Below are 14,457 nucleotides of genomic sequence, written 5' to 3' on the forward strand. Positions count from 1 at the left end.
GGGCGTCGTCGCGTGTGGCGGGCGTCAGTCGGTCGCGGGGCGGGCGAGCGAGCGGCGCAGGAACTCGACCTGGAACAGCAGCAGGTTCTCCGCGACCTGCTCCTGCGGGGTCATGTGGGTGACCCCGGACAGCGGCAGCACCTCGTGCGGATAGCCGGCCGCGAGCAGCGCGCCGCTCAGTCGCAGCGTGTGCGCCGCGACCACGTTGTCGTCGGCGAGGCCGTGCACCAGCATCAGCGCCCGTCGGGTCGACGCCACCTCGCCCAGCTCGGAGCCGGACACCAGGGAACCGCGCCGGTACGCCTCGACCTGCTCGGCGGGCAGGCCGTGGTAGCGCTCGGTGTAGTGCGTGTCGTAGAGCGCCATGTCGGTCACCGGCGCGCCGGCGACCGCCGCGTGGAACACGTCGGGGCGGCGCAGCACGGCGAGCGCGGCCAGGTAGCCGCCGTACGACCAGCCGCGGATGCCCACCCGGGTGGTGTCCAGCCACGGCCGCTCGGCGGCGACCGCCTCCAGCGCGTCCACCTGGTCCTGGAGGCTGATCGGGCCGAGGTCGAGGTGGACCGACTTCTCCCACTCGGGGGAGTGGCCCGGGGTGCCCCGGCCGTCGGCGACCAGGACCGCGAAACCCTGGTCCGCGAACCACTGCGAGGTCAGGTGCGGGTTGCGCGCGGCGAGCACGCGCGGGCCGTGCGGGCCGCCGTACGGATCCATCAGCACCGGCAGCCGCTCGCCGGACGCGGGGTCGAACCCGGTCGGCAGGATCAGTGCGCACGGGATGCCGCGGGCGCCGGCGCGGAGCAGTTCGACCCGGGGGGTGAGCACCGGGGTGGCCGCGTGCGAGGTGACCGCGGCGATCTCCACGCCGTCGCGCAGCACCGCGACCCGGGTGCCGAAGCGCTCCGGTGTGGCGGACACCAGGACGGTGGTGTCGCCGGCGCGCACCGCGGTGTGCACGCCGGGCTCGGCGCTGACCCGGGTGACCCCGTCGGGGGCGACCCGGTAGACGTGGATCTCGCCGATCTCGGGCGCGCTCGCGTCGGTGCCGGCCGACGCGGTGATCAGCACGTCCTCGTCGGCCACGTCCAGGATCGAGCGCACGAACAGGCGCCGGTCGGTCAGCTCCTTGTCGGCGACCACCACGCGGCGCGCGCCGTCGGCGTCGACCAGGCGGACCAGGCGGCCGTCGGGGGTCCACGCCGGCACGCCCGGGTGCAGGTCGATCCACACGTCGTCGTGCTCGCGGTGCAGCTCGCGGGTGGTCCCGGCGGCCACGTCGACCGCGAGGGTGAGCAGCACCTTCTGGTCGCGCGGTTGCAGGCTCAGGAGCGGGTCGCCCCCGGCCGACCAGTGCACGCTCGCCAGGTAGGGGTAGGCGTCGTGGTCCCAGGTCAGCTCGGTCCGGGCGCCGTCGAGGCCGATCAGCCACGCGGTGACCTCGGCGTTGGCGGTGCCGGCCGCCGGGTAGGCCACCTCGCTCGGCGCCGCGGCCGGGTTGGCCGGGTCGCTGATCCACCAGCGGTTCACGGGCGCGTTGTCCACGCGCGCGGCGATCAGCGCGGAGCCGTCGGGGGCCCACCAGTAGCCCCGGAAGCGGCCCATCTCCTCGGCGGCGATGAACTCGGCGAGGCCCCAGGTGACGTCGTCGCCGTCGGGCTCGGCGAGCGCGCGGTCGCCCGAGCCGTCGGCAGCCACCACCCGCAGCGTGCCGGCGGACACGTAGGCGATCCACTCGCCGGTGGGCGAGGGGCGCGGGTCGATCACCGGACCGGGCACGGCCAGCTCGCGCGGCGCCTCGCCGGTGGACAGGGACACGGCGAACAGCCGGCCCGAAAGGGTGAATACCGCCAGGTCCCCGGCGCTGTCGAGCGCGTAGCCGACGATGCCGGCCGCCCCCTCGCGACTGCGCTCGCGCCGGGCCCGCTCCTCGGCGGACAGGTCCTCGGCCGCGCCGCCGAGCAGCGTCGCGGGGTCGGCCACCAGGCGCTCGTCGCCGGTGTCCGGATCCAGGATCCACAGGCATGTGGTGGAGTCGTCGGCGGCTTTGGACCGCAGGAATGTGATCCGGCCGTCGGCGAAGCCGAAGCTGCGTGGAGCGCCTTGGGTGAAGCGCTGCGTGCGGGCGTATTGCCGGGGAAATGTGATCTCCGAGCTCATGTGCCACAGCGTACGGGGACGTACGCGCAGGGGGAGGGGAGACCGGGGAGAGTGCGGACAGCCGTACGAACACCACCTCGCGCCCGCTGAACGAGTGAACGCGGTTCGTGATCGTTGGCTTACAGTCTGTGTGTAGACATGTCCCTTTGGGTCCACAGGCCGGCTTTCCCCGAGCCCGAACTGCGGGTCCCTGCGCACAGGAGGTGCGTGACTGTGGTGGTGTCCGTCTCCGCCGTGCTGCTGCTCGGTGTCACCGTCGTCTTCTTCGTCCGGAAGTCGTCGCTCAAGCCGATGCACGCGATCATCTGCGCCCTGCTCGGCTTCTACCTCTCCTCGACGTCGATGGCCCCCTCGATTCGCGACGCGGGCACGAGCTTCGCCGGAGTGGTGAACGGCATCCACTTCTGAGGGTGCCGTCGGGCGTGGGCCGCGTGGCCGCGTGGGTGTGGGCCGTGAGGTCGCCGCCCGGTCGGTTGTGTGCCGGGGTTTGTAGGCTGGGCTGTCATGACCAATCGATGGCTGGCCAATACCGGTGGCACCCGAGGGCCCGAATACGCCGAGCGGTTTCGCCGGCTCGCGGCGGAGGGGCGTGACCTGCACGGCGAGGCCCGGTTCTGTCACGACCTGCTGGCCGAGCCCGCCCGCGTCCTCGACGCGGGATGCGGCACCGGGCGGGTGGCGATCGAGCTGGCCCGGCAGGGTCACGAGGTGGTCGGCGTCGATCTGGACGCGTCGATGCTGGCCGAGGCCGAGGCGGCGGCGCCCGGTCTGACCTGGGTGCTCGACGACCTGGCCGACCTGGACCCGCTGCAACTCGGCGGGCGCGGGAGCTTCGACCTGGTCGTGGCCGCGGGCAACGTGATGATCTTCCTGACCCCCGGCAGCGAGGCCGAGGTGGTGCGCGCGCTGGCCGCGATGTTGCGCCCGGGCGGGATCCTGGTCGCCGGATTCAGCCTCGCGGGCGGCCCGGACGGGGTCGGGGCCACGATCACCGCCGCCGACTACGAGGACGCGTGCGCGGCGGCCGGCCTGGTGCGCCGCACCCGCTACGCCGGGTGGGACCGCGAGCCCTGGGCGCCCGGCGGCGACTACCTGGTCGCGGTGCACGCGGTGCCGCCCGGGCGCGGGGCCTGAGCGGGCGGCCCGAGGGGGTGTCCGGCGGCGCGCGTAGGCTGTCGCGCATGACCGAACGCACTACCGAGAGTCCGCTGCGACTGCTGCTCGTCCACGCCCATCCGGACGACGAAGTGATCAACAACGGCGCGTCCATGGCGCGATACGCGGCCGAGGGTGTGCACGTCACGCTCGTCACCTGCACTCTCGGCGAGGAGGGCGAGATCCTGGTACCGGAGCTGGCCCACCTGGCGGCCGACCGCGAGGACGGGCTCGGGCCGCACCGGATGACCGAGATCGCCGACTCGATGAAGGCGCTGGGCATCTCCGACCAGCGTTTCCTGGGCGGTCCGGGCCGCTATCGCGACTCCGGGATGATGGGTGTGCCGAGCAACGAGCGGCCCGACTGCTTCTGGCAGGCCGACGTCGAGGAGGCCGCCGCGCACCTGGTGCCGGTGATCCGCGAGGTGCGGCCGCAGGTGCTCGCCACCTACGACGAGCGGGGCGGCTACGGCCACCCCGACCACATCCAGGCCCACCGGGTGGCGCTGCGCGCGGCCGAACTGGCGGCCGACCCGACCTACGCCGAGGGCGAGGGCGAGTCGTGGACGATCGCGAAGATCTACTACAACGTGATGCCCCGGTCGATCCTCAAGGCCGGCATCGAGCGCATGATCGAGGCCGGACAGGACGTACCGTTCACCGCGGTCGAGGTGGACGAGTTGCCGTTCGCGGTCGACGACGACCAGGTCACCACCGCCGTGGACGCGGGAGCGCACCTGGAGGCCAAGTTCGAGGCGCTGCGCGCCTATCCCACCCAGGTCTCGGTGGAGGACGGTTTCTTCGCGCTGTCCAACAACATCGGCCAGAGCATCATGGCGGTCGAGCACTATCGACTGGTCCGCGGCGATCTCGGGCCCACCGGCCCGGACGGCCGTGAGGACGACCTGTTCGCCGGACTGCGCCCGTAAGGTAGCCCTCGTGCCACAGAAAGCCGGCCGCGTCGCGGCATACGTCGTGCTGTTCCTGCTCGGCGTGGGAATCGCCTTCATCGGGGCGTTCACCCAGGCGGCCTACCCGCCCGCCGGGTTGATCGTCTCGCTCGCGGGCAGCGGGGGTCTGTTCGTCGCCGGCGGCTCGCTGCTGAAGACCAAGGCCGGGGCCGCGGTCCCGGTCGCCGGCTGGATGCTCACCGTGTTGTGGCTGGCGAGTTGGACCAAGCCGGAGGGCGACTGGATCTTCGTCAGCGGCTTCCTCTCGTACATCTACCTTCTGGGTGGCACCATCTTCGGTGTCGCCGCCGCCACTTATCCTTGGGGCGGCATCAAACCCGTCCTTCTTTCGGGTGAATCGGTGAAGACGCGGACGAGGTGAACCCCTTGCGCCGCCATGCTTGCCGACGGCGCGTGCCGGGAGGCACGCGACGGTGCGAGGTAACGGTGTGGCAGGAGCGCAGTATTGTGTGTGCCGAGGTGCGGTGCGTGTCATGCCCTGTCCATGGGGCCGTCGCGACCGACTCCTCCGGCCCGTCGTACCGGGCAACCTCGGTGGCCGAGTTCGCCCACGTGCCTTCGGCGGGGAGCACCAGATCCCGTGAAGGCCGTGTCACGACCCGCACGCGGCGGGTGTCAACGCACCGCCGTCGCACTTTCCCGGATACCGTCCGACCCCGGGCGGGGGCGGCCGCGCGCCGCCACGCAACCTTCAGCTGTCGGAGAGCTCGTTCTTCGTGAGTAACGACCAGCCCCCCACGCCCGACGACCCGGGCGCGCAGCCGCGCCGCGACGATCACGATGGTGATCCGCATCCGTTCTTCGGACGCGGGCGGCCGTCGTCGGCGGCGCCCGCCGCCCGCGAGCGATCCGCCGCGCCCGCGTCGTCTCCGCATCCGTCTCCCGATCCGTTCGGGGACGACGACGAGTTCGCGTCGTGGTTCGACGACGAACCGCCCCGGCCCGCGCCCGTCGCGGGGCCGCCGGGAGGTTCGTCGTGGCCCAGCGCGGACGACGATGTGCCACCCGTCGCGCAGCCGACCCGGCAGCCGGCCGCGCCGCCGCCGGGACCGGGCGGCCTGCCGCAGCGGGTTCCCGGCGCCTCCGGGGCCAGGAGCCTGACCACCGAGGGCACCGGTGCGCCCGGACCCGTGCCGTTCGCGGACGCGCCGGCCACGCCGTATGTGCCGGGACAGCCCGGGCCGGCGCCGGCGCACGAACAGCAACGGCCGCTCCCGCCACACACCGCCTACGGCGTCGCGGGCGAGCACGGCGCGGGAGCGTCGGGGCCGGGCCCGGACGCGGCCGGCCGCGGGGTGCCCGGCGGTGCCGAGCCGGTCGTACACCCGATCGCTCCGGGCGCCTCGGACGCGGCCGGGTCGGCGCCCGAGGGCGGCGCGCTGCCCAACCGGGTGGGCCGGCGGCGGCTGATCGCCGGCTTCGGTACGCCGGAGGCCGGCCCCGTGCCGACTCCGCCGGCCGGGCCCGGGACGGACGCCGAATCGCCCGCCGACGCGGGTGATTCGGGCGACCAGACGATGACCACCCGGGTCAGCATCAAGATCCCGGGCTCGCGGCCGATCCCGCCGGTGGTGCTGCGCGGTCAGGCCCCGCTGCCCTCGCAGGAGGCGCCGCGGTGGACCCTGGACGGCGACTCGGACGGGCCGTACGAATACCGCACGATGCAGGAACAGGACGCCGCCGACCACGGGTTCCCGCAGTACGGCACGACCGACGCGCACGCGGCCGAGTCCGCCGCGGAGCACCCGGCCGGCGCCGAGGAGCGCACCGACGAGGCGCGCCCGGCCCCGGCCCCGCCCCGACGGCGCAGGCCGAAGGCGCTGATCGCCTGCGCGGCCGGGATCGCGGTCCTCGGCGGGGTGTACGGCGCGTCGCTGGCCTACGCCGGCGGCGGGGTGCCACGCGGCACCTCGGTGCTCGGCGTCAACATCGGCGGCCAGTCCCGCGACGAGGCGGTGCGTACGCTCGAACAAGAGCTCGGCGACCGCACCACCAAGCCGATACTGCTCGACCTCGGCGGCAAGGAACTGCGGCTCGAACCCGCCGCGTCCGGGCTGCTCCTCGACGCGCGCGCGACCGTCAGCGAGGCGAGCAAGGGCGGGATGAACCCGCTCACCTCGGTGCCCGCGATGTTCGGCAAGACCCGGGAGACCCAGCCGCGCACCGTGGTGGACCCGGTCAAGCTGGGCGCCGCGTTGGAGGCGCTGGCCGCCGAGGCCGGCGGTGCGCAGGTCGACGGCGGCATCACGTTCGCGAGCGGCCAGGCCACCGCGGTGCCGCCGGCCAAGGGCAAGGTGCTGGACACCCCCGCCGCGATCAAGCTGGTCGAGGCGGCCTTCCTGCACGGCGGCGGTCCGGTCGCGTTGCCGACCAAGGCCGCCGATCCCAAGGTCACCCAGGCCGAGGTGGACCGGGCGATGCGCGAGTTCGCGGTGCCGGCGATGTCGGGGCCGGTGACCCTGACGGCCGGTACCAAGTCCTTCAAGCTGAACCCGGCGGCGCTGGCCAAGTACCTCACCATGGTCCCGGACGCGGCCGGGAAGCTACAGCCCAGGATCGACGCGAACGGTCTCCAGGAGGAGCTGGGCCAGACCTTCTCCTCGGTCGGCGAGAAGCCGAAGAACGCCACGTTCAAGGTGGAGGGCAAGCTCGCGGCCGGTGCCAAGGTCACCGTGGTGCCGTCGGTCTCCGGCAAGGGCGTCTCCGGCGCCACCGCCGCCGACGCGGTGTTGTCCGTGCTGACCAAGTCCGGCGCGGCGCGCACCGCGAAGGTCAACCTCGGGCCGGTCGAGCCCGCGCTGACCACGGAGGCGGCGAACAAGCTGGGCATCACCGAGGTGATGTCGACCTACACCACGAACTACCCGTACGCCGCGTACCGGTTGACCAACATCCACCGGGCCGCCGATCTGATCACCGGATCGGTGATCAAGCCGGGCGACACCTGGAGCCTGAACAAGACGGTCGGCGAGCGCACCGCGGAGAACGGCTTCGCCAAGGGCACGATCATCAACAACGGGCGTTTCCAGACCGACTTCGGCGGCGGCGTCTCGCAGGTGGCCACGACCACGTTCAACGCGGTGTTCTTCGCCGGGCTCAAGGACGTGATGCACCGCCCGCACAGCTTCTGGATCGACCGCTACCCGGCCGGTCGCGAGGCCACGGTGGCCTGGCCGTCGCTGGACCTGAAGTTCCAGAACGACTCCGGGAAGAACGTCTACCTGGAGTCCACGTACACCGATTCCACGGTGACCGTGACGCTGTTCGGCACGCGCAAGTACGACGACATCAAGGCCGAGCCCGGCAGCAAGTACGACGTGATCAAGCCCAAGTCGGTGGTGGACAAGTCGGCGGGCTGCGTGGAGCAGGCCGCGTCGGACGGGTTCAAGATCGACGTGACCCGGGTGTTCATCCAGGGCGGCAAGGAAACCGCCCGGGAGAAGTTCCACACCAAGTACGACCCGGCCGACAAGATCACCTGTGACAAGACCGGCGGCGCGGGCGAGGGCGAGGGCCAGGGCCGCACGGCCGACTCACCCCCGCCGGGCGCACCGCCGGTACGGAGGTCGGACGACTAGCGGCTGCCGCGGCGGCGGGCGCACGAGGCGGGGCCGGATCGCACGAGAGGCGATCCGGCCCCGCCTTCGCCGTGTCGGCCCGGCCCGCGGCGCCCTCGCCTCACGGCCCGGCCCGGCCCACGTCCCGCGACAGGTCGAGGGCCAGGAACCGGTCGACGTGCGCCAGCGCCTCGAAGCGCGCCCCCGGTGCCACCTTCTCGTCGCGGGCCAGTTCGACCAGGAGCCGGATCGCCGTGCGGGTGTCCAGGTCGGCGTCGAGCGCGGCGTGGATCGGCGCGATCGCCTCGGCCGGCATCGGCGCGGACGGGGACTCCGCGCACGTGGCGGTCCGGGCGCGCAGTTCGGCGAGGACGGCCGTCGCGTCGGCCGCCCCGTGATACCCGGCGCGGTCCGCGCGCAGCGGCTCGTCGGCGGCCAGCGAGAGCAGGACCAGCCGCAGCGCGAGCGGATCCTCGGGGTGCGGGACCGGTCGGCGGGGCGCCGCGTCGACCACCGCCGCCGGATGCAGCACGTGCACCCGGGCACGTGGTCCCTCGTCGCCGTCCTCGCCGAAGTACAGGTCGATCGCGCCGTCCGGCTGCCCCGCGGCGGGCAGCGGCATGTTGTACCGGCCGTAGCCCGCCGCGTCCGCCACCTGCGCGCGATAGGGCAGGTGGTGCACGGTCACGGTCAGGTGGTGTCGGCCGGCGACCCGGCGGAAGGTGTCGGCGATGATCGCCGCGCGCAGCGAACGGCTCGGGTAGGCCACCCGCACCCGCCTGCCGATCGAGGTGGTCACGGGTTCGGACTTGCCGGTCTGGGAGTCGGTCAGTCGCACCATGGCGGCAACGCTAGCCGCGTCCCGGCCCCGGGACACTCGTTCCCGCCCCCATGACATCTGTCATGCCGTGATCGGGAGGTTTCCCACTTCGCCGCCCGCGGGTGGTCGGCCAGGCTGGGGGCATGACGATCACGGCTGGGAAACGGACGAGCGCGCCGGCCGTCGCGCTCGGTGGGGTGAGCAAGTGCTTCGGTGACCTGCGCGCCGTGGACGGGCTCGACCTCGAACTGCGCCAGGGGGAGACCGTCGCGCTGCTCGGGCCCAACGGTGCCGGCAAGTCGACCACGCTCGACCTGTTGCTCGGGCTGAGCCGGCCCACCGAGGGTACGGTCGCGCTGTTCGGCGGCGATCCGCGCGACGCGATCCGGCGCGGTCGGGTCGGTGCGATGTTGCAGAGCGGCGGCCTGATGCCGGACGTGAGCGTCGGCGAGATGGTCGGCCTGGCCCGCGACCTGCATCCGCGCCCGCTGCCGCGTGCGGATGTGCTGCGACGCGCCGGCATCGAGGACCTGGTCGACAAGAACGTCGACAAGCTCTCCGGCGGCCAGGCCCAACGGGTGCGCTTCGCGATGGCGATCGCGGGTGAGGTGGACCTGATCGTCCTGGACGAGCCCACCACCGGGATGGATGTGGACAGCCGGCAGCGGTTTTGGGCGAGCATGCGCGAGCAGGCCGAACTGGGCCGCACCGTGTTGTTCGCGACGCACTACCTGGAAGAGGCGGACAACGTCGCCGACCGGGTGCTCGTGCTGCACCGCGGGCGGTTGCTCGCCGACGCGAGCGCCGCGCAAATCAAGGCCCGGGCCGGGCTGCGCCGGATCGCGTTCGACCTGGACCGGGCGGTCGAGGAGGACGAGGCCGTGCTGCGCGCGCTGCCCGGCATCGCGCACATCGAACTGAGCGGCCGCACCGTGCGCATCCGCAGCGGCGACGCCGACGAGACGGTGGCCGCGATCTACGCCGCCGGCCTGCGTCCGCGCGGCCTGGAAGTCGCCGGTCTCGGCCTGGAGCAGGCGTTTTTGGCGATCACCCAGCAGGCGGACGAGGCGGAAGGAAAGGGCATCCCGGCATGAGGACGTTGATGAGGCTCGAAGTGCTGAGGATGCTGCGCAACCGGCGCTACCTGCTCTTCACGCTGGCGTATCCGGTCGCGATGTACCTGATCTTCGGCAGCCAGTCGGGAGACGTGGACGGCACCGACGTGTCCGCGTACGTGATGGTGTCGATGGCCTCGTTCGGCGCGGTCGGCGCGGTGCTCAGCGCCGGCGTGCAGCGGATCGCGGCGGAGCGGCAGAGCGGCTGGACCCGGCAGTTGCGGCTGACCACGCTCACCGGGCGGCAGTACGTGGTCTCCAAGCTCGTCTCGGCGGCGGTGGTCGGCCTGCCCGCGATCGTGCTCGTGCTGTGCACCGGCTTCCTGCGCGGGGTACGGCTGGACGCGTGGCAGTGGGGCGTGATCGTGCTCGCGCTGTGGTTCGGCTCGTTCGTGTTCGCCGTGCTCGGGATCGGGCTCGGCTACCTGGTCGCCCCCGACTCCGCGCAGCCGCTGTTCATGCTCGTCTACCTGGGCATGGCGGTGCTCGGTGGGATGTGGGTCCCGCTGAGCGGGTTTCCGCAGGTCCTCCAGGACATCGGCCACGTGATGCCGACGTATCGCTACGGGCAACTGGGCTGGGAGGTGCTGGCCGGGCACCGGCCCCGGGTCGCCGACGTGGTGGTGCTCGCGGTGTACCTGGTCGCGTTCACCGCGCTGGCCGCCTGGCGCTACCGTCGCGACGAGCAGAAGGTGGCGGCCTGATCCGGGGCCGCTCGCCCGACGGGACGGTCCCGAGGCGTGGTGGGACCTGTTCCCGAGAAGGAGCGCGTGACATGCGGTGGTCGGATGCGACACGGCAGGACTCGACGCGCGGGCGGGCCATCCGGATGTCGTGGTCGCTGCTCTGGCTGTTCTTCCTGACCCCGGTGGTGCACGACCTGGCCACCGGTGGGTACGGGCCGGTGCGCCTGACGGTGGGTGCGGTCGGACTGCTCGTGGTGGTGGTCTGCTACGTCGCGCTGGTGTTCGGCGGGGTCGGCTGGTTCGGCCTGTTCGGTCGGGTGGAGGCGGCGCTGCGCCGGGCGTTGGACACCGAGCGGGCCCAGTCGGTGGCCTGCCTGCTGATGTGGGCGGTCGCGGTCGGACTGATCCTGACCTTCGACGACGCCTGGCTCGGCCTGATGGTCTACGTCGCGGTGTCGGTCGGGGCCGGGCTGCGCTTTCCGCGGTCGATGTGGGGGATCCTGGGCTGCGTGGCCTCCGGGCTCGGGCTCGGTGTGCTGCTCGGCGCGGCCGGCGACGATCTGCTGGTCCTGGCGTTCGTCACGGTGCTCACCGGCGGGGTGATGATCGGGGTGCGCCGACTCCTGGAGACCCTGGCCGAACTGCGCGAGGCCCGGGAGATCGTGGCCCGGCTCTCGGCCAGCGAGGAACGCCTGCGGATGGCCCGCGACCTGCACGACGTGCTCGGCCACTCGTTGTCGCTGATCACTCTCAAGAGCGAACTCGCCGGCCGCTTCCTGCCCGAACACGTGGAGCGCGCGGCCGAACAGGTCGCCGACATCGAGCGGGTCGGCCGGCAGGCCCTGGTGGACGTGCGCGAGGCGGTGAGCGGCTACCGGCGGCCGACCTTCGCGGTCGAGCTGGCGGGGGCCCGGATCGCGGCGCGTGCGGTGGGCATCGAGCTGACCCTGGTGCCCGAGCAGTGGCCGCAATGCCCGGACCCGGAGGCGGAGGCGGTGCTCGCCTGGGCGCTGCGCGAGGCGGTCACGAACACGATGCGGCACAGCGGCGCGCGGCGCTGCACGGTGCGCCTGGACACCGGCCCGGTGTGGCGCCTGGACATCGGCGACGACGGGCGCGGCGCCACCGGCGGCGAGGGCAACGGGCTGACCGGGCTGCGCGAGCGATTCGCCCTGGCCGGCGGCAGCATCGAGGTCGGCCGCGGGGAGTACGGGCGCGGGTTCGGGTTGACCGCTTCGGTCCCGGTGCTTCCCGGAAAGACCGCCGAGCGCCGGATTGCCCCCGGAGCTCCGGGAGCGACCCGCTAACGTTCGGGCCGTGATCAACGTACTGCTCGCCGAGGACCAGGCCATGGTGCGCGAGGCGCTGGCCGCGCTGCTCGGCCTGGAGGAGGACATCCGGGTCGTCGCCCAGGTCGCGCGCGGAGACGAGGTGGTCGAGGCGGTGCGGGCGAGCGGCGCCGACGTGGCGCTGCTCGACATCGAGATGCCGGGACTGGACGGCCTGGCCGCCGCCGCCGAGTTGCGCCGCGCGCTGCCCGGTTGCCGGATCGTCATCCTGACCACGTTCGGCCGCCCCGGCTACCTGCGCCGGGCGATGGAGGCGGGCGCGGACGCGTTCCTGGTCAAGGACGCGCCCGCGGCGCGACTGGCCGACGCCGTACGCCGGGTGCTGCGCGGCGAGCGGGTGATCGACCCCACGCTCGCGGCCACCGCGCTCGCGGTCGGCGCCGACCCGCTGACCGAGCGCGAGCGCGACGTGCTGCGCGCGGCGTCGGGCGGCTCGACGGTGTTTGAGATCGCGACCCTGCTGCACCTGTCCGAGGGCACCGTGCGCAACCACCTGTCCTCGTGCATCGGCAAGACGCACGCCCGCAACCGGGCGGACGCGGTGCGCATCGCGCACGACAACGGCTGGCTCTGAACCGGCGCCGGTACGGGTGTCCGGATCGCGCGGCCGCCCCGGCGGTGTACGGGTCGCCGACGGAATGTGGGACCGATATCCCTCGTTGTGGGACAACGGATCTTTCCCGTCGGTCGCCCCGGGAGGATCGATGGGACCGGGGCCCGAAGGCCGGTAGAGTCCTCGTGCCCGGCGGCCCGAGTGCCGTCGGAGAGGATGTCGGAGGAATGGGCATGGGGTCGCACCGGGCAGGCGGTCCCGAACCGGGCACCCGTCGTCCCCGTCGGGAACGCATCCGCTGGGCCGTCGCGAGTGCCGTGCTCGCCGCGTTGCCGGCCGCCCTGGTGGTGGCCCTGTCCGGGGACTCGTCCGACGTCGATTCCCTGCTCAGCGCCGAGTATGTGCGCACCGGATCCTGGCCCAGCGGATACAGCGGCCAGTACGTGCTGCGCAACGCCGGCTCCGACACGGTCGAGGGCTGGACCCTGCGCTTCGACCTGCCGGCGGGCATGCGGATCGCCACCATATGGAACGGCCGGCTCGAACCGGAGGCCGGCCGCTACACCGTGCGCAACGAGAACTGGAACCGGGCGCTGCGGCCGGGCGAGAGCATCGTGGTCGGCTTCGAGGTCCGCCGGGACGGGGTAGGCGTGCCGACCGCGACCGAGCCGGTCCGCGCCGACGGGCCGACCGCCTGCACCATCAACGACAAGCCGTGCGGCGGGTCGGCCGGGACGGGACCGGACGAGCGGGCGACTCCGGCCGCGTCGGCGCCGGCCGCGAACCCGCCCGCCGGCCTCGACCGGCACACCGGCACCCCGACCCCGACCGGCACCGGCCGGGGCGGCGGGGCGACGTCGGCTCCCTCGGCTCCGCCGACGACCGCGTCCCCGGCCGACGCCACGCCGCGCGCGGGCACGATCGAACACCTCGCGCCCTACCTGGACATGACGCTGGATCCCACGCGGGCGGGAGCACCCGGCGTGCGCGACCGTACCCTCGCCTACATCGTGGACGGCGGTGGGTGCCGGCCGATGTGGGGCGGGGTGACCCGCCTCGACGACCCCGCGACCACCGCCCGGATCGCCGCGCTGCGCGAGGCCGGCGGAGCGATCAGGGTCGCCTTCGGCGGCGCCGGCGGCACCGACCTCGCGGTGTCCTGCGGCAGCCCGGAGGAATTGGTGGCCGCCTACCGGCAGGTCCTGGACGCCACCGGGACCGACGCGATGGATCTGGACATCGAGGGCCGCGCGCTGGTCCGCCCCGATGTGATGCAGCGGCGCAACGCCGCGCTGCGGCTGCTTCAGGAGGACGCGCGGCGGGCGGACCGGCGGGTGGACGTCGGCTACTCGCTGCCGGTGCATCCGCTCCAGGGCCTGGGCGACGAGGCCAAGGCGCTGCTGCGGGACGCCGCCGCGCAGCAGGTCGACGTCTCCTACGTGAACATCAAGGCGATGAACTACGGCGCCGGGGTCGCACCGCGGCCGCAGGGACGGATGGGCCGCTTCGCCGCCGACGCCGCGCACGCGCTCCAGGCGCAGATCCGCGAGGTGTGGCCGCACCTGACCCAGGAACAGGCCTGGCGGCGGGTGTCGGTGACGGTGATGATCGGCCGCAACGACGTGCCGGGGGAGGTGTTCACCCTGGACGACGCACGCCGGTTCGCCGACTTCGCCCGGCAGAACCACCTGGGGCGGGTCGCGTGGTGGTCCGCCGCACGGGACCGGCCGTGCGCCGACGGCACTGCCGCCGAGACCGGCGCCGACCCTGGGTGCAGCGGGATCGCCCAGGAGCCGGAGGCGTTCCTGCGCGCATTCGGCGGCTGAGCGCGCGGGCGGTCCGCGCGTGAAGCCGACCACCGGCACGGCGCGGTCGCACGGCACCGGGGGCCGGTCACCGTGCCGGGCGGGGGTGTGGCCGAATCTGGTGGGTCGGGTCGGGTGGGTCGCCCCCGGATGTCGGCGGACCGAAGAGGCAACTCTGTGGTTGTTCGAGCGCTCGTCTCCATGCGGCAAGCACGGCGAGCAGCCCCGCCGGGGCGGATGTGGTGTGGTTCGGGATCTGCCGGGGCGGGTGGCCTGTCGGATGGGGGCC

Annotated in this window: 12 protein-coding genes; 10 read left to right on the top strand and 2 right to left on the bottom strand. The window is 73.4% G+C overall.

What is annotated here, in order from left to right; translation table 11 throughout:
* Positions 1 to 24: 24 nt before the first annotated feature.
* Positions 25 to 2,157: a prolyl oligopeptidase family serine peptidase gene (locus B4N89_RS18180; protein WP_078976876.1), complete on the bottom strand. Its 2,133-nt coding sequence runs from the start codon at positions 2,155 to 2,157 to the stop codon at positions 25 to 27.
* Between the two features lie 207 nt (positions 2,158 to 2,364).
* Here B4N89_RS18180 and B4N89_RS18185 point away from each other — a divergent pair, with 207 nt between their 5' ends.
* The 5 genes from B4N89_RS18185 to B4N89_RS18205 all read left to right on the top strand — a co-directional run bounded on the left by B4N89_RS18185 (position 2,365) and on the right by B4N89_RS18205 (position 7,861).
* Entirely contained in the window at positions 2,365 to 2,565 is a 201-nt protein-coding gene (locus B4N89_RS18185; protein WP_414646376.1) for a DUF2304 domain-containing protein, read from the top strand.
* A gap of 96 nt (positions 2,566 to 2,661) precedes the next feature.
* Entirely contained in the window at positions 2,662 to 3,291 is a 630-nt protein-coding gene (locus B4N89_RS18190) for a class I SAM-dependent methyltransferase (protein ID WP_078976878.1), read from the top strand.
* Between the two features lie 47 nt (positions 3,292 to 3,338).
* On the top strand, positions 3,339 to 4,241 hold the full coding sequence (gene mshB, locus B4N89_RS18195) for an N-acetyl-1-D-myo-inositol-2-amino-2-deoxy-alpha-D-glucopyranoside deacetylase (RefSeq protein WP_078976879.1): 903 nt from the start codon (positions 3,339 to 3,341) through the stop codon (positions 4,239 to 4,241).
* Between the two features lie 10 nt (positions 4,242 to 4,251).
* A complete protein-coding gene (locus tag B4N89_RS18200) occupies positions 4,252 to 4,644 on the top strand; it encodes a DUF6113 family protein (RefSeq protein ID WP_078976880.1) in 393 nt (130 codons plus the stop codon).
* A 355-nt stretch (positions 4,645 to 4,999) separates the two neighbouring features.
* Positions 5,000 to 7,861, top strand: a complete 2,862-nt coding sequence (locus tag B4N89_RS18205; protein WP_078976881.1) for a VanW family protein — start codon at positions 5,000 to 5,002, stop codon at positions 7,859 to 7,861.
* 100 nt (positions 7,862 to 7,961) lie between these two features.
* Here B4N89_RS18205 and B4N89_RS18210 read toward each other — a convergent pair whose 3' ends face one another.
* Entirely contained in the window at positions 7,962 to 8,681 is a 720-nt protein-coding gene (locus B4N89_RS18210; protein ID WP_078976882.1) for a hypothetical protein, read from the bottom strand.
* 122 nt (positions 8,682 to 8,803) lie between these two features.
* On the opposite strand from B4N89_RS18210, the gene B4N89_RS18215 reads away from it, so the two are divergent.
* From B4N89_RS18215 to B4N89_RS18235, 5 genes are all read left to right on the top strand, one after another.
* Positions 8,804 to 9,754, top strand: coding sequence for an ABC transporter ATP-binding protein (locus B4N89_RS18215; protein ID WP_078976883.1), 951 nt, complete (start codon positions 8,804 to 8,806; stop codon positions 9,752 to 9,754).
* Positions 9,751 to 10,479, top strand: coding sequence for an ABC transporter permease (locus B4N89_RS18220; RefSeq protein WP_078976884.1), 729 nt, complete (start codon positions 9,751 to 9,753; stop codon positions 10,477 to 10,479). Before B4N89_RS18215 ends, B4N89_RS18220 begins: the two co-directional genes overlap by 4 nt.
* A gap of 71 nt (positions 10,480 to 10,550) precedes the next feature.
* Positions 10,551 to 11,768, top strand: a complete 1,218-nt coding sequence (locus tag B4N89_RS18225) for a sensor histidine kinase (protein ID WP_078976885.1) — start codon at positions 10,551 to 10,553, stop codon at positions 11,766 to 11,768.
* 10 nt (positions 11,769 to 11,778) lie between these two features.
* A complete protein-coding gene (locus B4N89_RS18230; RefSeq protein WP_078976886.1) occupies positions 11,779 to 12,384 on the top strand; it encodes a response regulator in 606 nt (201 codons plus the stop codon).
* Between the two features lie 212 nt (positions 12,385 to 12,596).
* A complete protein-coding gene (locus B4N89_RS18235; protein WP_161500750.1) occupies positions 12,597 to 14,189 on the top strand; it encodes a cellulose binding domain-containing protein in 1,593 nt (530 codons plus the stop codon).
* The last annotated feature ends 268 nt before the right edge of the window (positions 14,190 to 14,457 follow it).

The organism is Embleya scabrispora, assembly GCF_002024165.1.
GTDB lineage: Bacteria > Actinomycetota > Actinomycetes > Streptomycetales > Streptomycetaceae > Embleya > Embleya scabrispora_A.

Excerpts from the sequence above, each read along its gene's own strand:
- mshB (WP_078976879.1), top strand. The coding sequence starts at position 3,339 with ATGACCGAACGCACTACCGAGAGTCCGCTGCGACTGCTGCTCGTCCAC.
- B4N89_RS18220 (WP_078976884.1), top strand. The coding sequence starts at position 9,751 with ATGAGGACGTTGATGAGGCTCGAAGTGCTGAGGATGCTGCGCAACCGG.
- B4N89_RS18235 (WP_161500750.1), top strand. The coding sequence starts at position 12,597 with ATGGGGTCGCACCGGGCAGGCGGTCCCGAACCGGGCACCCGTCGTCCC.
- B4N89_RS18215 (WP_078976883.1), top strand. The coding sequence starts at position 8,804 with ATGACGATCACGGCTGGGAAACGGACGAGCGCGCCGGCCGTCGCGCTC.
- B4N89_RS18180 (WP_078976876.1), bottom strand. The coding sequence starts at position 2,157 with ATGAGCTCGGAGATCACATTTCCCCGGCAATACGCCCGCACGCAGCGC.
- B4N89_RS18190 (WP_078976878.1), top strand. The coding sequence starts at position 2,662 with ATGACCAATCGATGGCTGGCCAATACCGGTGGCACCCGAGGGCCCGAA.
- B4N89_RS18210 (WP_078976882.1), bottom strand. The coding sequence starts at position 8,681 with ATGGTGCGACTGACCGACTCCCAGACCGGCAAGTCCGAACCCGTGACC.
- B4N89_RS18225 (WP_078976885.1), top strand. The coding sequence starts at position 10,551 with ATGCGGTGGTCGGATGCGACACGGCAGGACTCGACGCGCGGGCGGGCC.